The sequence below is a fragment of the Kluyvera cryocrescens NBRC 102467 genome (genome assembly GCF_001571285.1).
In the GTDB taxonomy this organism is placed as follows: domain Bacteria; phylum Pseudomonadota; class Gammaproteobacteria; order Enterobacterales; family Enterobacteriaceae; genus Kluyvera; species Kluyvera cryocrescens.
In genome coordinates this window covers 107,211-128,989 of record NZ_BCTM01000001.1, presented here as the reverse complement: position 1 = coordinate 128,989, position 21,779 = coordinate 107,211, and the positions used below count along the sequence as shown (strand labels likewise).

Below are 21,779 nucleotides of genomic sequence, written 5' to 3'. Positions count from 1 at the left end.
CCGCCAGTTTCCCTGTCCCGCGAGTCCTAGCGCATATTCACAAAGATGCCTGAAGTGACGTTCTCTGCCAGGCGTACCACGTGGTAGATCACCTGTTTATTGTGCGTTTTAATTTTTCTTTTAATATTACCCTTATGTGACGATACCGTTTTGGCTTTAATATTCATCTGATCGGAAATTTGTATCGTCCCTTGTCCTGACATCCACATTTTAAGCATGCTGGATTCCGTACGACTTAATGACAATGTCGATACGCTAGTTTGCTTTACGTCCGCTGTTTCTTTTTTCAGATAATTCCCCAGAATAATATCTAGCGTTTCAGGCTTTATCGATTTGGAGCTAATTAGCAGATTACTCCGAACCATCAAATATTCGTCAAAATGAATATTGGCAATTGCCATAAAAACAATGAACAAAGTTCTGGGGTGTTGATTAATGATCTGCTTGATATGCAGACTGCTTTGCACATCGTGAATAAAACAGTCCTCATTAATGAACACGACAGAGGGTTGTCGGGCAGAACAGATTTCCGCAAGCCCGTCTACGCTGTCTACATTGTCAATATCTCTTTTTTTCACTCCACGACTGGCCAGGTAGCCGGTTAACCCTAGCCGCGTGTAACTGCATATATCCATAATAATCGTTGACATGGCATACCCTCACTCAATGCGTAACGATAATTAACCCATTACCCCTCGAACTTCATCGTCCTAACGAACCTGTTAAAAAATAAAAAATGAGAATGAAGACGATCAGGCGGCATCAACTATCCCGTAAAGTTACGTATAATTTGCCAGGAATCTTCCCAAAGTAAAGTAAATGTTATGTTATGTGAATAATCTAAAAACAAATAACCCGCGCCAGCGATATGCTGGTAGATGTTTTATCGTTTTTATTTTAGGAATTTCCTTATAATAACCGGGTGGCATTATGGAGAATTTATGCGTGGTAACTCACTGATAATATCTGCTAATAGATCGAATATTTCACCAAATAAGTGTTCACAGAATGGCGCGATCAATGGCATTAATGCTGCCATCAGTAAAATGCCGATGGTCAGAGTGATAGGAAAACCAATCACGAATATGGACAGCTGTGGGGTCATACGGTTAAGCATACCCAACGCGAGGTTAACCGTGAGAAGTAGGGTGATAATCGGCAGTGCCAACATTAGCCCGTTGAGGAAGATCATACCACCGGCGCGGGTGAGTGCCAAAAATGCATTGCTGTTGATCGGTTCGCCGCCGATGGGAAGAGTGTGAAATGTATCGACTAGCAGCGAAATTAACCATAAATGCCCGTTAAATACGAGAAATAGCAGCAGTGCCAGCATATCCATAATACGCGCCAGAACCGGCATGTTGAGGTTGCTGCCGGGGTCGACAAAGGTGGCGAAAGAGAGCCCCATTTGCAGGCCGATAATCTCACCGCTCGTCCTTATCGCGGCAAAAGCAAACTGCATGGTAAACCCCAGCGCAATACCGATAAGAATTTGCTGTAACGCCAGCCATAGCGCCTGAGCGGAAAACAACGGTACCTCGACCACCGGCAGTGACGGCGCAATCACGATGGTGATAAGGAAGCCGAGGCCGAGTTTCACCCGCTTGGGCACTGACTTTTCGCTTAAAATCGGCGCGGTTGAGACCAGCGCCAGCACGCGCAGAAGCGGCCAAAAGTAGAGGCTTATCCAGGAAATCCACTGGTCGCTGGTGACGTGCATCATGGGGCTTAACCGATGATGTAGGGGAGGTTGTTAAATAACGTGCGCACATAGTCTAAAAGCAGGTTGAGCATCCATGGCCCGGCGACAATGATAGCGATAAAAACGGCAATAATTTTGGGAATAAACGACAGCGTCATTTCGTTAATCTGCGTTGCCGCCTGCAGGATACTGATAATCAGACCGGTCACCAGCGATACCAGCAGCAGCGGGGCAGCCAGGGCCAGCGCCACTTTCATCGCTTCGGTGCCCATCATCATGACGGATTCAGGGGTCATGGTTACTCCTTAACTGTAAAAACTTTGCGCCAGCGACCCAACCAGCAGTTGCCAACCATCGACCAGAACAAACAGCATCAGCTTGAACGGTAGCGCGATAGTGGCGGGCGGAACCATCATCATCCCGAGGGCCATCAGCACGCTGGCGATCACCAGATCGATAATCAGGAAGGGAATAAATATCGTGAAGCCAATCTGGAAGGCCGTTTTCAGCTCGCTGGTGACGTACGCCGGCAGCAGAATACGCATGGGCACGGCTTCCGGTCCCTGAATCGGCGCACTGTTGGCAAGCCTTGCAAACAAGGCAAGATCGGCCTCGCGCGTCTGGCGCAGCATGAACTCTCTCAGCGGTTGGGCACCTTTATCGAGCGCTTCCTGCATGGAGATTTTGTCTTCACTAAACGGCTGGTAGGCCTCGGTGTAGATTTTATCGATAACCGGCGACATGATAAAAAAGGTTAAAAACAGCGCCAGCCCGAGTAAAACCTGGTTTGGCGGAGCGGATGGGGTACCCAACGCGCTGCGCAACAGACCAAAAACGATGATGATGCGGGTAAAACTGGTCATCATCAGCAAAATAGCCGGGATAAACGTCAACGAGGTGATAAACACCAGCGTCTGAATCGGCAACGACCAGCTTTGGCCGCCGTTGGCCAGCGGCTGGCTAATTAGGCCCGGCAGCTCAGCGAAGGCCGAAGGGGAGAGCAGCAGCAGCCCACCCAGCGTAAGGGAAAATAAACGACGCATCAGGATCTCCCAGGACGCTTAAGCATAGTTTTCATCAGTGAAGCAAATTCTGGCACTGCCGCCGCTGGCGGCTGTGGATCCACCGGAGCCGGCGGAAGGGTATGTAACAGGGTGACCTGCTGAGCGGTAACGCCGAGCACCAGCCGCGCATCTTCGACGTTAACAATCACCACCCGTTCACGATTCCCCAGCGAGGCGCTGGCGCTAACCGAAAGGCCGTTCACGGTGCGGCCTTTTACCGCGCCCGGCATCACGCGTTTAACCACCCATGCGGCGGCAAGGATCAGCACAATAATGCCCAGCAGCGCACCGCTAACCTGAATTAACGGCGACGTCATGGGTTCGTTGGCATGCGTCACGGCCACCGATTCACTGGTGTGCGCGGTTGCCGTGCTGCTTATTGGATGAGTCGTGCCGGGCTGGGATTTCATATTAACGGCTCAGACGGCGCATACGTTCTGATGGGGTAATGATATCGGTGATACGCACGCCGTATTTATCGGCGACCACCACCACTTCACCCTGGGCAATCAAATAACCGTTAATCAGAATATCCAGCGGTTCACCCGCCAGACCGTCCAGCGCCACAACTGAACCCTGGGTCAGGCGCAGCAGCTCTTTGATGGTCATTCGGGTGCGGCCCAGCTCCACGGTCAGCTTGACCGGGATATCCATAATCAGATCGATATCCTGTAGCGTACCGCTGACATCGCCACCGCCAAGCTGCTGGAACACCGCGTCGGCGGCGCTTTTCCCGCTGGTAGATTGTTGCTCGTTTAGCGCTTCAGCCCACAGATCGTCCACGGATCCGCTGTTGTCATCGGGTGGAGTATTCATATCACTCATTTGGGCTGTTCCTCGTTCAGCGAATTCAAAATCGGGTTGATCAAATGTTCTACGCGCAGCGCATACTGACCGTTAACGGTACCGTACTGGCTGGTGAGTACGGGCACGCCGTCAACGTGGGCAATAATGCGATCGGGCTTGTCAATCGGCAGGACGTCGCCGGGTTTTAGTTTGAGTATTTGTGATAACCGTAAAGAGATATCGGCGAAGTTCGCCACCAGTTCCAGCTCAGAGTGCTGGACCTGACGGACCAGGTTTTCGCGCCAGTTCTGATCTTCATGACGCGAGTTTTCCAACGGTGGATTCACCAGAAGCTCACGCAGCGGTTCAATCATGCTGAACGGCAGGCAGATATTGAACTCGCCGGTCAGGTTGCCGATTTCCACGTGGAACGGTGTGTTGACCACGATGTCATTCGGCGAGGTGGTGATATTGGTGAATTTCACCTGCATCTCTGAACGCACGTACTCCACTTCCAGCGGGTTAATCGCTTTCCATGCGTCGCTATAGCCTTCCAGCGCCAGCTTCAGCATACGGTTGATGACGCGCTGTTCGGTGTGGGTGAATTCGCGGCCTTCCACTTTCGTTGGGAAACGACCATCACCGCCGAACAGGTTATCGACGGCGATAAACACCAGACTGGGTGAAAAGACTACCAGACCGGTCCCGCGCAGCGGTTTTAAATGAATCAGGTTGAGGTTGGTCGGCACCGGCAGGTTACGGGCAAACTCGTGGTACGGCTGAATGCGAATCGCCCCTACGGTAATGTCCGGGCTACGGCGCAGCAGGTTAAACAGCCCCATACGGAAGTGGCGCGCAAAACGCTCGTTAATGATCTCCAGCGCCTGCAAACGCTCACGAACGACGCGACGCTGGGTATTGGGGTCGTAGGGGCGAATATCATCTTCGCCCGCTGCACGCGCCAGAGGCTCGCTGGCATTGTCGCTGTCTCCATTGAGCAGCGCATCAATTTCGGCCTGAGAAAGAATACTGTCGCCCATAGCGCTATCGCAGAATAAAAGCGGTGTACAGGACGTCGGTAATATCCTGTTTAGGCTGTCCGGCGATAAGCGGCGCGCTCAGGGTCGCTTTGATATCGGCGGCGAGCTGTTTTTTACCCTCATCGGTGGCGAGTTTGGTGGCATCCTGACGCGACAGCAGCAGAAGCATGCGGCTACGCACTTCCGGCAGATAGTCGTTCAAGCGCGCACGGTCAGCTTCACCCTTCATTCGCAGCGTCACACCCACATACAGCACGCGATCGGCATCGCCCAGGTTAACCGTAAAGGTATCCAGCGGGAAAAAGACCGGTGCGGCAGGCGGTGGTGCTTCTTTCGGCGCGGCTTCCGCGGTCTTATTCTCAAAGCGCCAGTAGCTGTAGCCTGCGGTGGCGCAGGCTGCGAGCGTTACCAGCACCAGTAGCGGTATCCAGATAGAGCGTTTGCTCTTTTTGGTGATAGTGGTGTCAGTCATCTGAAACGGTCTTCCTTTTAGTACTGCTTATCAGATGATTATCCCGCCTCCCGCGCGGGTCAAAGCGTGGAAAAGACGGGAATAATCATGTTACCTCGGGCGTTTAAGCAAAGATGTCTACTGCGTTGTCGCCGCGAGCCGCCGATTGCAGAGCGGCAGGAACGGCTAAAACATCGCCTTCATCCTGGCCGTCAGCCGCCCCCGACTCCCCCCGTGAGGCGAAAGCGTGCTGCGATGAGGATTGCTGCTGCTGTCCGGCAAAACCATCGCTGCTGATGTTGCTTTGCCCCAGCTGAATACCGTTATCCTCAAGCTGGCTGCGTAACACCGGCAATGCGGCTTCCAGCGCGGCCCGCACGTGGCTGTGTGGTGAGGCCATCTGAATTTGCGCAAGGTTATCTTCCACCTTGAGCGTGATATGCACCTGGCCCAGTGACTCAGGATGCAGACGCAGTTCGGCGGTCTGCTGGCCCTGACGGGTGAACAGGGTGATGTGCTGGCTGACGTTTTGCTGCCAGTCTGGCGTTCCCAACTGCGCATGAATATTCGCCGTGGCGGCTGCCGCTGAGGCGGCGGCAGGGGTGACGGTTTGTGCGGTCACCGGAGTCAGCGTAGAGGTTGGCGCGGCCGGACTGGGCGCGCTTTCGGCTTCTGCCTTTTGCGCTGGGATCACAAACGCGGAATCTGCGGGCAGGGCGCGGGCATCAGTCTGCACCTGCGAGGCCGGTGTCCCTTTCACATCGACAAAGCCTTCTGCCTTACCACCGCTGCGGCCCAGCGATGCGGTCAACGTATTGAGCGCGTCACTGGCCTGCGTTGGTACGGCCGTGCTGGTGGCCGGTTGAATTTGCGGCGTCACTGGCAGCATAGCCATTAAGGCGTTGAGGCTTTTCAGCTCGTCATCACTGAGTTTACTCTCCGCCGTTTTGTCATCGCTGTCGCTGGCTTTTGCACTCTCTTTGCCGGCCTTCAGTTCGCCTTTTAAATGGGCAGCCAATGAGCTGAGTAGCGTTTGCGCATCCCCGGCCGTCGTCAGATCCACATCGCTGGTGGTGCTGGCGGCATCCTGCTGCATCAACCACTGGGTGAGTGACTGGGCAGGCGTTTTGAGAGAGTGGGTGGTATCGACCTCTTCATTCGCTAGCTGCGCGATTTTCTCACCGCCCGTACCGGGAAGCTGGGTGAGCGCGCCCGCCAGCAGCGCCAGAAAATCCTCAGGGCTCCCTGTGGTTTTTGCCGCAGTTTCAGCGCCAGTCAGGTTGGCATCGCTGACGGCAAGGTTAGGCAGAGTGATCATTCAGGTTTCCTCAAGGTAGCGCGTTGGGCAAACTCATCCATCTTCTTCTGGTCAAGGCGGTTTTCCGCCAACAGCTCTGCGGAGGCCTGCCTATCTTGTAGCGTTTGCCATGCCTGCAAACGCTGTTTTTTCTCTCGCCAGAAAGTCAACGCCTGTTCCACCTTGTTATTCCACTGGATTAACTGCTGGCGGTGTTGGTCAATGGCTTTCTCAAGCGTCTGTATAAACTGCTGATAGTTTTGCCAGCGAAGGCTGGCTATCCCCTGACTCATGTCGTTGTTCAGGTTGTTCTGGTATTCAAGCTGGTAGTCCATCAACATTTTCAGTTGTTCTTCCGCCTGCTGGCAGCCGCGTCGCATTTCGCCCAATACCAGGGCGGCGTTGTCGACATCGGTCTCTGCCAGTTCTTTAAGCGTTGCTAATGCACCATGCTGCGCCATGTTTGTGATCCTCTTGCTTCACTATGACGTTGGGAAAATCATTTCCAGGTTCAGAATTGACGATTCCCAGTCTGCTTTTTCAAGAATGCCTTGCTGTAAAAATGCCTCGAGCTGCGGCCAGAGCGTAATAGCTTTATCCAGCATCGGGTCGCTGCCTTTGGCATAGGCGCCGACGCTTATCAAATCGCGGTTACGCTGGAAGCTGGAAAGCAGCTGTTTAAAGTGCCGTACCCGCGCGTAGTGCTCTTCGCTAATTAACGCGGTCATGGCGCGGCTAATCGACGCTTCAATATCAATCGCCGGATAGTGGCCGGCTTCCGCCAGCCGCCGCGACAGTACAATATGGCCGTCAAGAATGGCGCGCGCGGAGTCGGCAATCGGGTCCTGCTGGTCATCACCTTCGGTCAGCACCGTATAGAACGCGGTGATGGAGCCACCGCCGCTGATACCGTTACCGGCGCGTTCAACCAATGCCGGCAGCTTGGCAAAGACCGATGGCGGATAGCCCTTGGTTGCCGGCGGCTCACCGATAGCCAGGGCGATTTCACGCTGCGCCATCGCGTAGCGGGTGAGGGAGTCCATGATCAGCAGCACGTGCTGGCCGCGGTCGCGGAAATCTTCTGCGACGCGGGTGGCGTAAGCTGCGCCCTGCATACGCAGCAATGGCGAGACATCAGCAGGTGCGGCGATCACCACCGAACGGGCTCGTCCCTCGGTGCCGAGGATGTTCTCGATAAAATCTTTGACTTCGCGTCCGCGTTCGCCGATGAGCCCGACAACAATCACGTCGGCGCGGGTATAGCGCGCCATCATCCCCAGCAGCACGCTCTTACCGACGCCGGAGCCGGCAAACAGCCCCATACGCTGGCCGCGGCCAACGGTGAGTAGGGCGTTGATCGGTCGTACGCCGGTATCCAGGACGTGTTCGATCGGCGTTCGTTGCAACGGGTTAAACGGCTGAGTGATCAGCGCGCCGGTTTCGGTGGTGTCCGGCGCTGGGAGTCCGTCCAGCGGTTTGCCGCTGCCGTCCAGTACGCGCCCAAGCAGAGCCGGGCCGAGCGGTAGCTGTTTGCCGCTTTGTAAGCCTTCACCCGCGATGTTGCGGGCGTAAACGCGAGCGCCGGGCAAGATCCCTTCGACCTCTTCCAGCGGCATTAAAAACAGGCGTTGGCCATTGAAACCCACCACTTCGCTCTCGACTTCCTGGGTCTCGACACCCTGTTGGCGTTCGATAATGCAGGTCGCCCCCAGCGGCAACTGTAGACCGGTGGCTTCCAGCACCAGGCCTGTGGCGCGGACCAACCGTCCGTAGCGGCGTACGGCGGGAAGCTGCGCGATGCGCGCCTCAAAGTTGTCCAGCGTTGTGAGCCAGCGGGTCAGGCGCACGGTCATCAGCAGGCTCCCGGTGCCGCTAAGCGGCACAGTTCCTGCCAGCGAGTGGCTACGCTGGCGTCGAGATCGCCTTCATCGGCAGAGACTTTACAGCCGCCGGGATGCAGGGTCGGGTCGCCGCGCAGCCGCCAGCCGTGCAGATCCAGGGTCGCCCCGAGCATCTCCTCGACGCGCGGTAAATCCTCCGGGCTCACGCGAAGCTGCGGTTTACCGGTGAACAGTGGCTCTTGTTGCAGCAGAGACTGAATCTGTTTAATCAGCGCCGTGTTATCCACCACCGGCACCTGGCCGACGATTTGCCGCGCCGCTTCGAGCGCCATTTGCATCAGGCGTGAAGCAATGACACTGTCCAATGTATCCAGCGTGTGCTGAAACTCGCTGGCCAACTGCTGCATCCGCGCGTGAATAGGTGCCTGTTCCTGTTTTGCTTGTTCCAGGCCTTGCTCGCGCCCCTGTGCCAGCCCTTCCTGATAGCCTTGCTGCTGCCCGGCGGCATGGCCTTCACGCAGCCCGGCCTGATAACCCTGTTCATGGGCCTGAATTTGTAGCTGGGCCAACTGCTGCTGCTGCAGTTGTTCGGCTGAAATCTCCTCCTGCGGCTCGCCGTCGGGTTCATCGACAGAGAGCGGGGTAAACTCGGCCACCGATGGTGGCGCGAGATCGTCAGGCTGCCAGACTTTCCATGGCGTGGTATCAGACATAGGTGTCGTCTCCGCTGCCAATCACCATCTCGCCGGTTTCCGCCAGTCGACGGACGATAAGCAGAATCGCCTTCTGTTCGTTCTCCACCTGAGACAGGCGAACCGGGCCGCGGTTGGCCAGGTCGTCGCGCAGAATGTCGGCAGCACGCTGGGACATATTGCGCAGGAATTTCTCGCGCAGCGGCGGCTCGGAGCCTTTGAGGGCGATAAGCAGCGATTCGGAATCCACTTCCTGCAGCAGGCGCTGGATACTGCGATCGTCGACCTCCACCAGGTTCTCGAACAGGAACATTTCGTCGATAATTTTCTGCGCCAGATCGCCGTCGAACTCGCGCACGGCGGAGATAACCGCTTCTTCCTGCTGCGTTTTCATCAGGTTGATGATTTCCGCCGCCGTTCTCACGCCGCCCATTTTGCTGCGCTTGAGGTTTTGGCCGTCGAGCAGGTTGTTCAGCACTTCTGTCAGCTCTGCCAGCGCGGCAGGCTGTACGCCGCCGAAGGTGGCAATACGCAGCATCACATCGTGGCGCAGGCGTTCATCGAACAGCGCCAGAATATCGGCGGCCTGGCCGCGTTTAAGATGCACAAGAATGGTGGCGATAATCTGCGGATGCTCGTCGCGGATAATATCGGCCGCGCTCTGCGGCTCCATAAAGTTGAGCGTTTCGATGCCGCTGGTGGTCTCGCGGGTTTCGAGAATATCTTCCAGCAGGCTGGAGGCACGCTCTTCGCCCAGTGCTTTCACCAGCACCGAACGCAGGTATTCGTTGGCGTTGACGCTGAGTGCCGCGAACTGTTCCGCTTCCTGCTCAAACTCAGCCAGCACGTCGGTCAGTTGTTTATTGGAGATCTGCTTGACGTTGGCCATCGCGGTACTGAGCTGCTGCACTTCGCGAGTGCTGAGGTGCTTGAACACCTCCGCCGCACGATCTTCGCCAATCGTCATCAGCAAAATGACGCTTTTGTCGATTCCGGAAAGATTACTCATGATCGTTATTCATCCATTGGCGAATGACCAGCGCCACGACGCGCGGATCGTTATCAGACATCTCACGAATACGCTGGCTCATGACTTCAGCGCCCAGACGCTGGTTGGCACGGCGTTGCTGTGTCTGTTCATCTTTACTCAGGCGTACCTCAACGGATTCCTGAATTTCTTGTTGGGCTTTGTTCTGCTCGACGGCGGCCTGCGCCAGCTGTTCGCGGCGCACTAGCTGCGGTTTAATCGCTTTACGCCACAGCAGCCACGCAACGATGAGGATCAGCAGCCAACGGCCAGCAGACATCAGCTGATCGATAAACGCTTGCTGTTTCCAGAACGGCAGCTCGCCGCCGCTTTCATCGCTATCGTTGAACGGTGAGTTGACCACGTTAAGGGTGTCACCACGAGTGGTGGAGAAGCCCATCGCTTCGCGGGTCAGATCTTCAATCTGTTTCATCTGATCGCTGGTCAACGGCAGCGGTTTACCGTCCGGCAAATTGCGATAGTTGACCACCACGGCCACCGAAAGACGCTGGACATCGCCGACGTTCTTTTTGGTGTGCATGATGGTGCGGTCAACTTCGTAGTTGCTGGTTTCGCTCCGCTGACTGTTTCGCGGGCCGGTGGTGGCCGCGTTACGCGTGGCGTTATTCTGGCCATTGGCGGCCTGGTTGGCATTTTGGTTGGCCGGCTGCGTGGCAATCGGTGCTGACGGTGCCGGTGCCGGCGTATTGGACAGTGCTCCCGGTACGCCGCCCGGATACGGGCTACCGCTTTGATCGCTCTCGCTTACCTGGCGGGAACGGATAGCGGCCTGGCTCGCGTCACCGTTGGGACGATACTGCTCGTCGGTCTGCTCTTTATTATCGAAGTTAACCTGTGCGGTGACCTGCGCATGAACGTTGCCGTTCCCGACGATAGGCCCAAGAATGGCTTCGATGCGGCGCTGTACGCGAGCTTCAACGTCAGCGGTATATTTCAATTGCGCGTCATTAAGATCACGAGCGCTGGTATTGGATTGGGTCAGCAGGTGCCCGCCCTGATCGACCAGCGTGACGTTGCCCGGCGGCAAGCCTGCGACAGCGCTGGAAACCAAATGCACAACGGCAGAAATTTGCCCTTCATCAAGCGCGCGGCCCGGTTCGAGGTTTACGGTGATTGAGGCCGACGGCGCTTTTTGCTCGCGCACGAACAGCGACGGTTTTGGCATCGCTAAATGCACGCGCGCGCTTTTTACCGGGCCGAGGGTTTCGATAGTGCGGGACAGTTCACCTTCCAGCGCGCGCTGATAGTTCACCTGTTCGCTAAACTGGCTGATGCCGAATTTTTCCTGATCCAGCAGCTCAAACCCAACGGTACCGCCTTTTGGTAAGCCCAGTTGCGCCAGGCGCAGGCGCAGTTCATGGACTTTATCCGCAGGAACTTCCAGCGCGCCGCCGTTATCCGCGAAACGGTAGGGGACGTTCATCTGGGTGAGCTGGGTAACAATAGCACCGCCGTCCTGGTCGGACAGGTTACTAAACAGCGTACGATAGTCCGGGGATTTAGCCCAAAGCACCATCGCCACGAGGATGGCCACCGCGGCAGCGCTCGCTACCATCAGTGGAATTTTTGGGTTGGCGCGCAGGCGGTTGACCCATTCAAGGGTTTTATTTTGTGTGGCCGTAGCACTCGCGCTCATTGCGCACCTCGTCGATCCTGATCAATGGCGTTAAACGTGAACGAAAACAAAGCAGACTCCCAGGTCAGAACACATAAAGACAGCTATGCCATTATTTGACGCTTTGTGAATTTCGATGGCCCAAATAACCCGTTTTTATAGCGCTATTTAGCGCCTTTATCTTATTGACAAACTGCTAAGCTCGTTCACAGGTTAAAATCAATCTGGGAGTCAAGATGGCGATTCAGGGTATTGAGGGCGTTCTGTCGCAGATGCAGGCGACGGCATCGATGGCGCGTAATCAAAGCGTGGATACGCAGCCAACCATTAGCTTTGCCGGCCAACTGCATGCGGCATTGGATCGCGTGAGCGAGATCCAAACCAGTGCCAGAACGCAGGCAGAGAAGTTCTCGCTGGGTGAGCCTGGCATTGCGTTGAACGATGTGATGACCGACCTGCAAAAAGCATCGGTGTCATTGCAGATGGGCATTCAGGTGCGCAATAAGCTGGTGAGCGCGTATCAGGAAGTGATGGGCATGCAGGTGTAAAATCGGCGTGGGTGGCGAGATGGTCGCCACCGCTATGTTCAGGTGCGAGTTCCCTCGTCCCATGTGTTCGCCCGTCTTAGTCGGACGGTCTTCATGTTGTTCAAATCAATTATCCTCCTCATTGCTTTCTCATCATCATAAGCCACGCTCATATCGTCAATTACCGTGAAACGGCTGGGGGTTTAACGCTATAATGTTGCTGTATTTTTCTCCCGAAACAGGACGGATAATGAAAAAATTAGCCATTGTAGCGGCGCTGCTGACGCTGGTGGGCTGTGCGCAGATCGAGGATTACTCCACGGTTGTCAAAACACCGGCGCCGGAAGGGCTGGCAGGTTACTGGCAGACCACGGGGCCACAGCGCGCGCTGGTCAGCCCAGAGGCAATGGGCAGCCTGGTGATTACGCGGGCGGGTGATACGCTGGATTGTCGCCAGTGGCAGCGAGTGATTGCGCTACCGGGCAAGCTGACCCTGCGCGATAACGAGGTGTATAACGTTACCAATAAGCTTGATGTTTACGCGGTGGAACGTGAAGGCAGTACGCTGACATATGATGGCATGACGCTGCATCGCGTCGAACGCCCAACGGTAGAGTGTGCGGCAGCATTAGCCAAAACGCCGTTGGCTTCGGCACTGCCTTAAGGCCGATGTCGCTCCGGCGTCGCGATAGCCGGAGCGAACCCAATTAATGGTTCAGATCGACATTATCCTGCGGGACCAGCACGAAGCCGCCCTGGTTGCCATAGGTATTCATCACCGTTTTTTGTATCGATGATTGGCCGACCAGCCTGGAGAGTTCGTCCATTCGCGCCTGCAGCAAACGCTTCACGGTGCTTTCATTATCCAGCACGGTGCGCAGAAGCGGACGAAGCTGTTCCTGAAGCGGATCGTTGGGCTGACTGTCCTCGGTTAATTGAGCAATTTTCTGCACCGCATTAACGTATTCCATTTCACTGGCAATCAGTTCATCCCACAGTCCTTCCGTGGCAAGTCGCAGCATCCTGTTGCTTTTTTCAACCAACTGCTGGTACGAGAGATAAAGCTGCGGTGCGTGGCTCATTAGACGGCGTCCTGAATTAAATTAGGCGTAAGTAAGGATTCCTTCCAGGCATCAGCGATATTGCGCATAAGGCCTTCGACCTCTTCAACCGCGCCGCTATCATTGCGTAAATTGGCCTGCAGCAGACGGCGAACCATGTAGGCGTAGAGCGCCAACATATTCTGCGTTAGCTCATCTTTGCTCTCTTCCTCAAGGCCAATCTTTAAACCGTTCTCGATGATATTAATGGCTTTCGACAGGGAAAGACCTTTCCCCTCGAGATTGCCATCCTGCATAAACAGGCGGGCACGAATTAGCGCGCTGAGCGCGCCATCGAACAGCATGGTGACAAGCTGCTGCTGGCTGGCGCTCATAACCGCGCTTTCTACTCCAATCTGTGCGTAGGCCTGCGTACCTTTTGCCCCGTACATGACGTCTCTCCTGATAGTGATGATTATTTAGAGCTGCTGGTGGATTCGAACTGCTGGGTTAAATAGCTGCTGGTGTTATTTAAAGAGCTCATTAATACGTCCAACTGGGTAAACTGTTCTTTATAACGCGCCACTTTCTGATCGATAAGATCGCTGGCGGTGTTGTAGTCTTTGGTTAATTTATTCAGCGTTTTGCTGACGCCGTCTTTGGCGGCCTGAATGATCCCGGTGCTGGAAAGCCAACTGGTCAGGTTGCTGCCAATATTGGTGGTAATACCGGTCTTTTTACCGTCGCCGACGATAAGCTGGCCGACGTCGGCGGAATCTTTTTTCAGCGCCGCGGTCAGTTTGGTGTCATCGATTTTAAGCTGGCCGGTACTTGGATCGGAGGTGATACCAATCTGCGCCAGCGTTTTAAAGGCGGAAGCGCTCGCGGTGTTGCTCAACGCACTCTTCAGCTGGGTCTGGATAGTGCGCAGGGTAGAGTCGCCGATCAGCGCGCCATTGCTTGTACTCTGCGCATCAGAGCCTGGGTCAACGGCAGTGTATTTGGTCAGGCTGCTGAAGGTGTCCTGCAGCGCGTTATAGGCGGTCACCCAGTCTTTGATGGCGGTCTGCGCTTTGGTGTTGTCCTGGGTGATGGTCAGCGTTTGGTTGCCGGTAGTGACATCATTCAGGTTCAGGGTGATATCTTCCAGCGCATCGCTGATGGTGTTGCTGCTGTTTTCAATCGCCACGTTGTTGACGGTGAGTTCGGCGTTTTGTGCGGTGACGCTCTCTTTCATGCCGCCACTTGTACCGTCGAAGCCCATAAAGGTTTGCAGGGCGCTGTCGCCGCTGACGCTCAGGGTCATACCGTTGTCTTTACCAGTGTCATTGGAGGTAATGGACAGACGATACTCACCGTTGCCAACGTTAATTACGCTGGCGCTGACGCCCGCTTTGGCGTTGTTGATTGCATCACGGATGCCGTTTAACGAAGAGTTTGCGGCGCTGATATCAATGGTGACCGGCTTCTTGCCACCACCTTGTTGAATGGTCAGTACGCTGTCGCTGGTGGCGATGGCTGCTTTACTGTCTTTTTGCGTTGATGTCGACGTCAGGGTTTGCGCCTGCGCCAACTGAGTAATTTTAATGGTGTATTTACCAGCAATGGCATTACCGGTAGTAGTGGCGCTAAACGCGGTGCTGCTGCTGGTGGTGGTGGTGGCCGTAAACAGGTCGGCTTTTCCCAGCGCGGTATTGGCCGTCTGGAATGCTTCCAGTGCACTCTTCATGGTGCCGTAAGCGCTGAGTTTTGAGGTATAGGATGACTGCTGCTTTGTAATGGGGGTCAGTGTAGCTTTTTCTGCTGCGGTCAGGCTATCCAGAATGTCGCCAAGCTTCAGGCCCGATCCGATCCCCAATGAAGAAATGCTTGCCATTTTTAATCCTTAATATGTCGACACGTAAAATGAATAATTGGGTTATCGGCCTGAATACGACAAAGTTTACCCTTAATCCTTTTTTTTTAATGGCAGGAATAAAGGGCAGAGAAAAGAGTAATTCGGCGGCTAAAAAAATCGGGAATTCGAAAAAAAATTCTAAAGGTTGTTTTGCGGCAGACGATAACAAGTTTGACGGCGATTGAGCCGACAGGTGAAAACCCAATACGTAATCAACGACTTGAAATATAGGATAACGAATCATGGCACAAGTCATTAATACCAACAGCCTCTCGCTGATCACTCAGAACAACATCAACAAGAACCAGTCTGCTCTGTCCAGTTCTATCGAGCGTCTGTCTTCTGGCTTGCGTATCAACAGCGCGAAGGATGACGCAGCGGGTCAAGCGATTGCTAACCGTTTCACTTCCAACATTAAAGGCCTGACTCAGGCAGCTCGTAACGCCAACGACGGTATCTCCCTGGCGCAGACCACCGAAGGCGCGCTGTCCGAAATCAACAACAACTTGCAGCGTGTACGTGAACTGACCGTTCAGGCGACTACCGGGACTAACTCCGATTCTGACCTGTCTTCTATCCAGGACGAAATTAAATCCCGTCTGGATGAAATTGACCGAGTATCCGGCCAGACTCAGTTCAACGGCGTGAATGTGCTGGCAAAAGACGGCACCATGAAAATTCAGGTTGGCGCGAATGATGGACAGACAATTTCTATCGATTTGCAGAAAATTGATTCCTCAACTTTGGGGCTCAATAGCTTATCCGTTTCTAAAAACTCATTGAATGTTAGTGAGCCGGTTACACAAGTTAATGGCGCAGCTGGTAGCAAGCCTGTTGATGTTGATCTTAGCGGTGTCGCGACTGATTTAGGTGTTGATGCAAAATCGCTAACCCTGAGTAATGTTCTTGACAAAGATGGGAAAGCCACAGCCAACTACGTAGTGAAATCAGGAAATGATTACTACGCAGCATCCATTGATCGTGCGAATGGGAAGGTTGTTCTTAATAAAGCTGATGTTGAATATACAGACCCTGCGAATGGTCTTGGCACCGCTGCAACTCAAGCTGCGCAATTTGTAAAAGTATCGGCAGATAGCGCTGGTGCAGCTACTGCATTTGTCACTTTCCAAGGCAAAAATTATGCAGCAAAAGCCGCGTCCTTAACAGATTCAGGAAGCTCCGTTGCTGCTGATCAGACAACAGCCGCAACAACCAACAAAGTTACTCTACAGATCAGCGATAAACTTAATGCTGATGGTACGGTCAATACTGCAGCAACTAAAACAATTACAGGCACAGCCACTAACAATCCTCTGGCTTTATTGGATGATGCTATTGCCAAAGTAGATAAATTCCGTTCTTCCCTAGGGGCCGTCCAGAACCGTCTGGATTCCGCCGTAACCAACCTGAACAACACCACCACCAACCTGTCTGAAGCGCAGTCCCGTATTCAGGACGCCGACTATGCGACCGAAGTGTCGAACATGTCTAAAGCGCAGATCATTCAGCAGGCCGGTAACTCCGTGCTGTCCAAAGCGAACCAGGTTCCACAGCAGGTTCTGTCTCTGCTGCAGGGTTAATCTCCCGCAACCTGATAATCCAACCCCGCTTCGGCGGGGTTTTTTTTGTTAATGGAATTTCACTTACTCCGCAAATAAACCCCTCTTTTCCCCACTGTTCCATCGATTAAAACGCCTGTAGAAACGGATAATCGTGCCGATAACTCATATTAATGCAGGGCTGTTTATCGTGAATTCAATGTATACCGCTGAAGGTGTAATGGATAAACACTCGCTATGGCAACGCTATGTGCCGCTGGTGCGTCACGAAGCGCTGCGCCTTCAGGTGCGTTTGCCGGCGAGCGTGGAACTGGACGATCTGCTCCAGGCGGGCGGTATCGGCTTATTGAATGCTGTTGAACGCTATGACGCTCTGCAAGGAACGGCATTTACCACTTACGCAGTGCAACGCATCCGTGGGGCGATGCTGGACGAACTACGCAGCCGCGATTGGGTGCCGCGTAGCGTCCGGCGGAACGCGCGTGAAGTTGCGCAAACGCTGGGTCAACTTGAACAAGAGCTGGGACGAAACGCGACGGAAACCGAAGTCGCGCAGCGATTGGGGATCGCGATTGAAGAGTACCGTCAGGTGCTGCTGGATACGAATAATAGCCAACTGTTCTCCTACGATGAGTGGCGAGAAGAGTACGGCGACAGTATCGAGCTGGTGACGGAAGAGAATCAACACGAAAACCCATTGCATCAACTGCTGGAAGGTTCCTTACGCCAGCGCGTCATGGAGGCGATTGAAGCCTTGCCGGAGCGCGAAAAGTTGGTGCTCACCCTCTACTATCAGGAAGAGCTCAATCTCAAAGAGATTGGCGCCGTACTGGAAGTGGGGGAGTCGCGCGTCAGTCAGCTGCATAGCCAGGCGATCAAGCGTCTGCGCATCAAGCTGGGTAAGTTGTAGTTTGGAATAACATCACGTTGGACCAAAAATGCCGCATTATGAAATGAAAACCCGGAGTTATCATAATGATGCAGGTAAAAAGACGGCCATTAAGCCGCTATCTGAAAGACTTCAAACACAGCCAAACGCATTGCGCACATTGTCATAAGCTGCTGGATCGCATCACGCTGGTCCGTGAGGGGGAGATAGTCAATAAAATCGCTATCTCTCGCCTGGATACCCTCATGGATGAAATCGCGTGGCAGCAGGAACGTAGCGCATGGTCCGCCTTGTGCCGTTTCTGCGGTGACCTGCACTGTAAAGAACAAAGCGCATACTTCAATATCATCGGCTTTAAACAATATCTCCTCGAACAGACGGACATGAGCGCCGGTACGGTGCGTGAATATGTGGTGCGGCTGCGGCGGTTGGGAAACCATCTCAATGAGCATCAGGTTCCGCGTACGTTGCTGCGCGAGCGCCACGCTGAAGAACAGCTTGAGCAGTGGCTTCCGACGGTTAGCACCAATAATTATCGTATTGCGCTGCGTAAATACCTGCGTTTTCATCGCCAGATAGCGCCGAGCGACGAGCAAAACTTCGCGGACTGTGAAACCTCTGATATATATTAAATTGGAATAAGATGTATCTCATGGGTGTTTGTCATTGATGGCGAACGGTTTACACTAGCAAAAAAGTGAAGCTTTTCGGGGGCATAATGAAGCTGAAGTTTCTAGGTCGTCAGGCGCTGATGGGCGTAATGGCCGCTGCGCTGGTAGCGGGAGCAAGCGTTCAAGCGTTTGCTGCTGAGAATTTATTAAACCAGGTGAAAGAGCGCGGTACGCTGCGCGTTGGGCTGGAAGGCACCTATCCTCCGTTCAGTTTCCAGGGCGAAGATGGCAAGTTGACCGGTTTTGAAGTCGAGTTCGCCAATGAGCTGGCAGAACACCTCGGCGTGAAGGCCGATCTGAAACCGACCAAATGGGACGGGATGTTGGCTTCGCTGGATTCCAAGCGTATCGACGTGGTCATCAACCAGGTCACCATTTCGCCGGAACGCCAGAAGAAATATGACTTCTCCACTCCGTATACCATTTCCGGTATTCAGGCGCTGGTGAAAAAAGGCAGTGAAGATACCATCAAAACGGCGGCTGACCTGAAAGGGAAAAAAGTCGGCGTCGGTTTGGGTACCAACTACGAAGAGTGGCTGCGTAAGAACGTGCAGGGTGTCGATATCCGCACCTACGATGATGACCCGACCAAATACCAGGATCTGCGCGTAGGCCGTATCAACGCCATTCTGGTGGATCGTCTGGCAGCGCTGGATCTGGTGAAGAAAACCAACAATACGCTGGCCGTAGCCGGTGATGCGTTCTCTCGTCAGGAATCCGGCGTCGCGCTGCGTAAAGGTAACGAAGACCTGCTGAAAGCGGTAGACGGTGCCATTGACGCTATGCACAAAGACGGTAGCCTGAAGGCGCTGTCTGAAAAATGGTTTGGTGCTGACGTTACGCAGTAACCGTACTGATTTAAAAAAGGCGCTGATAGAGCGCCTTTTTTTATTTAAGCGCATAATAAAAACGAGACCAAGGAGATTGTATGTCACTGCAAAATTTAACCCGTTTTCCGCGTCTGGAATTTATTGGCGCACCCACGCCGCTGGAATACCTGCCGCGTTTTTCTGACTATATCGGCCGCGATATTTTCATTAAGCGCGATGACGTCACGCCGCTGGCGATGGGCGGCAATAAGCTGCGTAAGCTGGAATTTTTAGCCGCCGACGCGCTCCGAGAAGGGGCCGATACGCTGGTTACCGCTGGGGCAATTCAGTCTAACCACGTGCGCCAGACGGCCGCCGTGGCGGCAAAGCTTGGGCTTCATTGCGTGGCGCTGCTGGAAAACCCGATGGGGACCAACGCAGAGAACTACCTCAGCAACGGCAACCGTCTGCTGCTCGATCTTTTTAACACCCAGGTGGAAATGTGCGATGCGTTGACCGATCCGAATGCCCAGCTAGCCGAACTGGCGACGCGCATTGAAGCGCAGGGTTTTCGCCCGTATGTGATTCCGGTTGGCGGCTCGAATGCGCTGGGGGCGCTGGGCTATGTGGAAAGCGCGCTGGAAATTGCGCAGCAGTGCGAAGGCGCGGTATCGATCTCGTCCGTGGTGGTAGCTTCTGGCAGTGCGGGAACCCATGCGGGCCTGGCGGTGGGGCTTGAGCAGGTGATGCCTGACGCAGAGCTGATTGGCGTGACCGTTTCGCGTAAAGTTGCCGACCAGCTACCGAAAGTGGTGACCTTACAGCAGGAGATTGCCCGCAGCCTTGAGCTGACGGCACATGCCGGTATCACCCTGTGGGATGACTATTTTGCCCCGGCCTATGGCATTCCTAATGATGAAGGTATGGAAGCCGTCAAGCTGTTGGCTCGTCTGGAAGGTATTTTGCTTGATCCGGTATATACCGGCAAAGCCATGGCGGGTCTTATCGACGGCATCAGTCAGAAACGCTTTAAGGATGAAGGGTCTATTCTGTTTGTTCATACCGGCGGCGCGCCTGCGCTGTTCGCTTATCATCCTCACATTTAAATAGAACGCGCCCATGCAAGAAAGTATTCAATTAATTATCGATTCCGCGCCGTATTTGCTTAAAGGCGCCGTTTTCACGCTGCAGCTCAGTATTGGCGGAATGTTCTTCGGCCTGCTGCTGGGGTTTATTCTCGCGCTAATGCGCATGTCGTCCATTGCACCGGTGCGCTGGCTGGCGCGCTGCTATATTTCGATTTTTCGTGGCACCCCGCTTATCGCGCAGCTGTTTATGATCTACTACGGCCTGCCGCAGTTTGGTATTGAGCTGGATCCTATCCCGTCGGCGATGATTGGCCTGTCGCTCAACACCGCGGCCTACGCCGCCGAAACGCTGCGTGCGGCGATTTCGTCAATTGATAAAGGGCAGTGGGAAGCCGCCGCCAGTATCGGCATGACGCCGTGGCAAACGCTGCGCCGGGCCATTTTGCCACAGGCCGCGCGGGTGGCGCTGCCGCCGCTGTCCAACAGCTTTATTAGCCTCGTGAAGGATACTTCGCTGGCCGCGACTATTCAGGTGCCTGAATTGTTCCGTCAGGCGCAGTTGATCACCTCACGTACGCTGGAAGTGTTCACTATGTATCTTGCCGCCTCGTTGATTTACTGGGTAATGGCAACGGTGCTGTCGGCGCTGCAGAACTACTTTGAAAATCAGCTTAACCGCCAGGAGCGAGACCCGAAATGAGTGCAATAGAAGTCAAAAACCTGGTGAAGAAATTCCATGGGCAAACGGTGCTTCACGGAATCAACCTCGAGGTGGAAGAGGGGGAAGTGGTGGCCATTATTGGGCCGAGCGGTTCCGGTAAAACCACGCTGCTGCGCAGTATTAACCTACTCGAACAGCCGGAGAGCGGCACCATCCGCGTGGGAGAGATCACCATCGATACGGCGAAACCTATCAGCCAGCAGAAAGGGCTGATTCGCCGCTTACGTCAGCATGTGGGTTTTGTGTTCCAGAGCTTCAATTTGTTCCCGCATCGTACGGTGCTGGAGAATATTATTGAAGGACCGGTGATCGTCAAAGGTGAAGATAAGCCGGGAGCGATTGCCCGAGCCCGCGAACTGCTGGCCAAAGTCGGGCTGGTGGGGAAAGAGGAGAGCTATCCACGCCGTTTGTCCGGTGGACAGCAGCAGCGCGTTGCGATCGCTCGTGCGCTGGCCATGCGTCCGGACGTCATTTTGTTTGATGAGCCGACCTCTGCGTTGGATCCTGAGTTGGTGGGGGAAGTGCTTAACGCTATCCGCGCGCTGGCGCAGGAAAAACGCACAATGGTGATTGTGACTCATGAAATGAGCTTTGCCCGCGATGTGGCTGACAGAGCTATCTTTATGGATCAGGGGCGAATTGTGGAACAAGGTGAGGCCAAAGCGTTGTTTGCCCATCCACAGCAGGCGCGTACCCGCCAGTTCCTTGAGAAATTCCTCATGCAGTAGCGCCGTTTCGCGCCCTGCGCGATGAGCCGGGGCGCGAGTTAATGACTTATTTTCCATCGCAAATGATGGGTTAGCGCTGACATCGTACTTTTCATTAAAAATTTTACTTAAGTATGCCTAATCAATAGGTAGTTATTATGTCGTCTGAGGATCGGTAAAAGCGTCTGATTGCGGGAATATCGCGCAGTGAGTTACAAAAATAGGGGGAATTCGGTTTATTTTGTTGATGCATGATATTTTATACATATAAATAAGATTTATGTGTTAGTTTTCTGTATTCATAATAATGATTCCTAATCAGGGGGTTTCTCGTT

The 21,779-nt window shown here is 54.1% G+C and carries 26 protein-coding genes; 9 read left to right on the top strand and 17 right to left on the bottom strand.

What is annotated here, in order from left to right; translation table 11 throughout:
• Positions 1 to 26: 26 nt before the first annotated feature.
• From rcsA to fliF, 14 genes are all read right to left on the bottom strand, one after another.
• Entirely contained in the window at positions 27 to 650 is a 624-nt protein-coding gene (gene rcsA / locus KCR01S_RS00695) for a transcriptional regulator RcsA (RefSeq protein ID WP_061279235.1), read from the bottom strand.
• A gap of 278 nt (positions 651 to 928) precedes the next feature.
• Entirely contained in the window at positions 929 to 1,723 is a 795-nt protein-coding gene (gene fliR, locus KCR01S_RS00690; protein WP_061279233.1) for a flagellar biosynthetic protein FliR, read from the bottom strand.
• Between the two features lie 5 nt (positions 1,724 to 1,728).
• Positions 1,729 to 1,998, bottom strand: a complete 270-nt coding sequence (gene fliQ, locus KCR01S_RS00685) for a flagellar biosynthesis protein FliQ (protein ID WP_035896987.1) — start codon at positions 1,996 to 1,998, stop codon at positions 1,729 to 1,731.
• Positions 1,999 to 2,007: 9 nt separating this feature from the next.
• A complete protein-coding gene (gene fliP, locus KCR01S_RS00680) occupies positions 2,008 to 2,745 on the bottom strand; it encodes a flagellar type III secretion system pore protein FliP (protein WP_061279231.1) in 738 nt (245 codons plus the stop codon).
• A complete protein-coding gene (gene fliO, locus KCR01S_RS00675; protein WP_061279458.1) occupies positions 2,745 to 3,083 on the bottom strand; it encodes a flagellar biosynthetic protein FliO in 339 nt (112 codons plus the stop codon). Before fliO ends, fliP begins: the two co-directional genes overlap by 1 nt.
• Positions 3,084 to 3,177: 94 nt before the next feature.
• On the bottom strand, positions 3,178 to 3,591 hold the full coding sequence (gene fliN, locus KCR01S_RS00670) for a flagellar motor switch protein FliN (protein WP_061279228.1): 414 nt from the start codon (positions 3,589 to 3,591) through the stop codon (positions 3,178 to 3,180).
• Positions 3,588 to 4,592 (bottom strand): flagellar motor switch protein FliM, encoded by a 1,005-nt coding sequence (fliM, locus tag KCR01S_RS00665; protein ID WP_061279226.1) that lies wholly within the window; start codon positions 4,590 to 4,592, stop codon positions 3,588 to 3,590. The genes fliN and fliM overlap by 4 nt, the downstream gene beginning before the upstream one ends.
• A gap of 4 nt (positions 4,593 to 4,596) precedes the next feature.
• Complete coding sequence (gene fliL, locus KCR01S_RS00660; RefSeq protein ID WP_061279224.1) at positions 4,597 to 5,064, bottom strand: flagellar basal body-associated protein FliL; 468 nt, start codon at positions 5,062 to 5,064, stop codon at positions 4,597 to 4,599.
• Between the two features lie 103 nt (positions 5,065 to 5,167).
• On the bottom strand, positions 5,168 to 6,361 hold the full coding sequence (locus KCR01S_RS00655) for a flagellar hook-length control protein FliK (RefSeq protein WP_061279222.1): 1,194 nt from the start codon (positions 6,359 to 6,361) through the stop codon (positions 5,168 to 5,170).
• Positions 6,358 to 6,801 carry a flagellar export protein FliJ gene (gene fliJ / locus KCR01S_RS00650; protein ID WP_052283531.1) on the bottom strand — a complete coding sequence of 148 codons (444 nt, stop codon included), beginning with the start codon at positions 6,799 to 6,801 and terminating at the stop codon, positions 6,358 to 6,360. The genes KCR01S_RS00655 and fliJ overlap by 4 nt, the downstream gene beginning before the upstream one ends.
• 21 nt (positions 6,802 to 6,822) lie before the next feature.
• Positions 6,823 to 8,193, bottom strand: coding sequence for a flagellar protein export ATPase FliI (gene fliI / locus KCR01S_RS00645; RefSeq protein WP_061279457.1), 1,371 nt, complete (start codon positions 8,191 to 8,193; stop codon positions 6,823 to 6,825).
• On the bottom strand, positions 8,193 to 8,894 hold the full coding sequence (fliH, locus tag KCR01S_RS00640; protein WP_061279220.1) for a flagellar assembly protein FliH: 702 nt from the start codon (positions 8,892 to 8,894) through the stop codon (positions 8,193 to 8,195). The genes fliI and fliH overlap by 1 nt, the downstream gene beginning before the upstream one ends.
• Entirely contained in the window at positions 8,887 to 9,882 is a 996-nt protein-coding gene (gene fliG / locus KCR01S_RS00635; protein WP_061279218.1) for a flagellar motor switch protein FliG, read from the bottom strand. Before fliG ends, fliH begins: the two co-directional genes overlap by 8 nt.
• Complete coding sequence (fliF, locus tag KCR01S_RS00630) at positions 9,875 to 11,557, bottom strand: flagellar basal-body MS-ring/collar protein FliF (protein ID WP_061279216.1); 1,683 nt, start codon at positions 11,555 to 11,557, stop codon at positions 9,875 to 9,877. The genes fliG and fliF overlap by 8 nt, the downstream gene beginning before the upstream one ends.
• 215 nt (positions 11,558 to 11,772) lie before the next feature.
• Between fliF and fliE the strand changes: the two genes are divergently transcribed.
• On the top strand, positions 11,773 to 12,084 hold the full coding sequence (gene fliE, locus KCR01S_RS00625; RefSeq protein WP_061279214.1) for a flagellar hook-basal body complex protein FliE: 312 nt from the start codon (positions 11,773 to 11,775) through the stop codon (positions 12,082 to 12,084).
• Positions 12,085 to 12,313: 229 nt separating this feature from the next.
• Positions 12,314 to 12,727, top strand: a complete 414-nt coding sequence (gene yedD / locus KCR01S_RS00620) for a lipoprotein YedD (RefSeq protein WP_061279212.1) — start codon at positions 12,314 to 12,316, stop codon at positions 12,725 to 12,727.
• 43 nt (positions 12,728 to 12,770) lie between these two features.
• On the opposite strand, the gene fliT is transcribed toward yedD, so the two are convergent.
• From fliT to fliD, 3 genes are read right to left on the bottom strand one after another with little or no spacing between them, the layout of a single operon-like run.
• Positions 12,771 to 13,145, bottom strand: a complete 375-nt coding sequence (gene fliT / locus KCR01S_RS00615) for a flagella biosynthesis regulatory protein FliT (protein WP_052283523.1) — start codon at positions 13,143 to 13,145, stop codon at positions 12,771 to 12,773.
• The gene (fliS, locus tag KCR01S_RS00610; protein WP_052283522.1) at positions 13,145 to 13,555 is read right to left on the bottom strand and encodes a flagellar export chaperone FliS; all 411 of its coding nucleotides are present in this window, start codon (positions 13,553 to 13,555) and stop codon (positions 13,145 to 13,147) included. Before fliS ends, fliT begins: the two co-directional genes overlap by 1 nt.
• A gap of 23 nt (positions 13,556 to 13,578) precedes the next feature.
• Positions 13,579 to 14,979 (bottom strand): flagellar filament capping protein FliD, encoded by a 1,401-nt coding sequence (gene fliD / locus KCR01S_RS00605; RefSeq protein WP_061279210.1) that lies wholly within the window; start codon positions 14,977 to 14,979, stop codon positions 13,579 to 13,581.
• Positions 14,980 to 15,242: 263 nt separating this feature from the next.
• On the opposite strand from fliD, the gene KCR01S_RS00595 reads away from it, so the two are divergent.
• The 7 genes from KCR01S_RS00595 (at position 15,243) to tcyN (ending at position 21,465) form a co-directional block, all read left to right on the top strand.
• Positions 15,243 to 16,580, top strand: coding sequence for a flagellin N-terminal helical domain-containing protein (locus KCR01S_RS00595; RefSeq protein ID WP_061279208.1), 1,338 nt, complete (start codon positions 15,243 to 15,245; stop codon positions 16,578 to 16,580).
• 169 nt (positions 16,581 to 16,749) lie between these two features.
• On the top strand, positions 16,750 to 17,469 hold the full coding sequence (locus KCR01S_RS00590) for an RNA polymerase sigma factor FliA (protein WP_061279456.1): 720 nt from the start codon (positions 16,750 to 16,752) through the stop codon (positions 17,467 to 17,469).
• 59 nt (positions 17,470 to 17,528) lie between these two features.
• A complete protein-coding gene (gene fliZ, locus KCR01S_RS00585; RefSeq protein WP_233269630.1) occupies positions 17,529 to 18,080 on the top strand; it encodes a flagella biosynthesis regulatory protein FliZ in 552 nt (183 codons plus the stop codon).
• An 86-nt stretch (positions 18,081 to 18,166) separates the two neighbouring features.
• Positions 18,167 to 18,967, top strand: coding sequence for a cystine ABC transporter substrate-binding protein (gene tcyJ, locus KCR01S_RS00580; protein WP_061279205.1), 801 nt, complete (start codon positions 18,167 to 18,169; stop codon positions 18,965 to 18,967).
• Positions 18,968 to 19,047: 80 nt separating this feature from the next.
• Positions 19,048 to 20,034 carry a D-cysteine desulfhydrase gene (gene dcyD / locus KCR01S_RS00575; RefSeq protein WP_061279203.1) on the top strand — a complete coding sequence of 329 codons (987 nt, stop codon included), beginning with the start codon at positions 19,048 to 19,050 and terminating at the stop codon, positions 20,032 to 20,034.
• Positions 20,035 to 20,047: 13 nt separating this feature from the next.
• Complete coding sequence (gene tcyL, locus KCR01S_RS00570; protein WP_052283516.1) at positions 20,048 to 20,716, top strand: cystine ABC transporter permease; 669 nt, start codon at positions 20,048 to 20,050, stop codon at positions 20,714 to 20,716.
• Positions 20,713 to 21,465: an L-cystine ABC transporter ATP-binding protein TcyN gene (gene tcyN, locus KCR01S_RS00565; protein ID WP_061279201.1), complete on the top strand. Its 753-nt coding sequence runs from the start codon at positions 20,713 to 20,715 to the stop codon at positions 21,463 to 21,465. Before tcyL ends, tcyN begins: the two co-directional genes overlap by 4 nt.
• The last annotated feature ends 314 nt before the right edge of the window (positions 21,466 to 21,779 follow it).

Excerpts from the sequence above, each read along its gene's own strand:
- rcsA (WP_061279235.1), bottom strand. The coding sequence starts at position 650 with ATGTCAACGATTATTATGGATATATGCAGTTACACGCGGCTAGGGTTA.
- fliR (WP_061279233.1), bottom strand. The coding sequence starts at position 1,723 with ATGATGCACGTCACCAGCGACCAGTGGATTTCCTGGATAAGCCTCTAC.
- fliQ (WP_035896987.1), bottom strand. The coding sequence starts at position 1,998 with ATGACCCCTGAATCCGTCATGATGATGGGCACCGAAGCGATGAAAGTG.
- fliP (WP_061279231.1), bottom strand. The coding sequence starts at position 2,745 with ATGCGTCGTTTATTTTCCCTTACGCTGGGTGGGCTGCTGCTGCTCTCC.
- fliO (WP_061279458.1), bottom strand. The coding sequence starts at position 3,083 with ATGACGTCGCCGTTAATTCAGGTTAGCGGTGCGCTGCTGGGCATTATT.
- fliN (WP_061279228.1), bottom strand. The coding sequence starts at position 3,591 with ATGAGTGATATGAATACTCCACCCGATGACAACAGCGGATCCGTGGAC.
- fliM (WP_061279226.1), bottom strand. The coding sequence starts at position 4,592 with ATGGGCGACAGTATTCTTTCTCAGGCCGAAATTGATGCGCTGCTCAAT.
- fliL (WP_061279224.1), bottom strand. The coding sequence starts at position 5,064 with ATGACTGACACCACTATCACCAAAAAGAGCAAACGCTCTATCTGGATA.
- KCR01S_RS00655 (WP_061279222.1), bottom strand. The coding sequence starts at position 6,361 with ATGATCACTCTGCCTAACCTTGCCGTCAGCGATGCCAACCTGACTGGC.
- fliJ (WP_052283531.1), bottom strand. The coding sequence starts at position 6,801 with ATGGCGCAGCATGGTGCATTAGCAACGCTTAAAGAACTGGCAGAGACC.
- fliI (WP_061279457.1), bottom strand. The coding sequence starts at position 8,193 with ATGACCGTGCGCCTGACCCGCTGGCTCACAACGCTGGACAACTTTGAG.
- fliH (WP_061279220.1), bottom strand. The coding sequence starts at position 8,894 with ATGTCTGATACCACGCCATGGAAAGTCTGGCAGCCTGACGATCTCGCG.
- fliG (WP_061279218.1), bottom strand. The coding sequence starts at position 9,882 with ATGAGTAATCTTTCCGGAATCGACAAAAGCGTCATTTTGCTGATGACG.
- fliF (WP_061279216.1), bottom strand. The coding sequence starts at position 11,557 with ATGAGCGCGAGTGCTACGGCCACACAAAATAAAACCCTTGAATGGGTC.
- fliE (WP_061279214.1), top strand. The coding sequence starts at position 11,773 with ATGGCGATTCAGGGTATTGAGGGCGTTCTGTCGCAGATGCAGGCGACG.
- yedD (WP_061279212.1), top strand. The coding sequence starts at position 12,314 with ATGAAAAAATTAGCCATTGTAGCGGCGCTGCTGACGCTGGTGGGCTGT.
- fliT (WP_052283523.1), bottom strand. The coding sequence starts at position 13,145 with ATGAGCCACGCACCGCAGCTTTATCTCTCGTACCAGCAGTTGGTTGAA.
- fliS (WP_052283522.1), bottom strand. The coding sequence starts at position 13,555 with ATGTACGGGGCAAAAGGTACGCAGGCCTACGCACAGATTGGAGTAGAA.
- fliD (WP_061279210.1), bottom strand. The coding sequence starts at position 14,979 with ATGGCAAGCATTTCTTCATTGGGGATCGGATCGGGCCTGAAGCTTGGC.
- KCR01S_RS00595 (WP_061279208.1), top strand. The coding sequence starts at position 15,243 with ATGGCACAAGTCATTAATACCAACAGCCTCTCGCTGATCACTCAGAAC.
- tcyJ (WP_061279205.1), top strand. The coding sequence starts at position 18,167 with ATGAAGCTGAAGTTTCTAGGTCGTCAGGCGCTGATGGGCGTAATGGCC.
- dcyD (WP_061279203.1), top strand. The coding sequence starts at position 19,048 with ATGTCACTGCAAAATTTAACCCGTTTTCCGCGTCTGGAATTTATTGGC.
- tcyL (WP_052283516.1), top strand. The coding sequence starts at position 20,048 with ATGCAAGAAAGTATTCAATTAATTATCGATTCCGCGCCGTATTTGCTT.
- tcyN (WP_061279201.1), top strand. The coding sequence starts at position 20,713 with ATGAGTGCAATAGAAGTCAAAAACCTGGTGAAGAAATTCCATGGGCAA.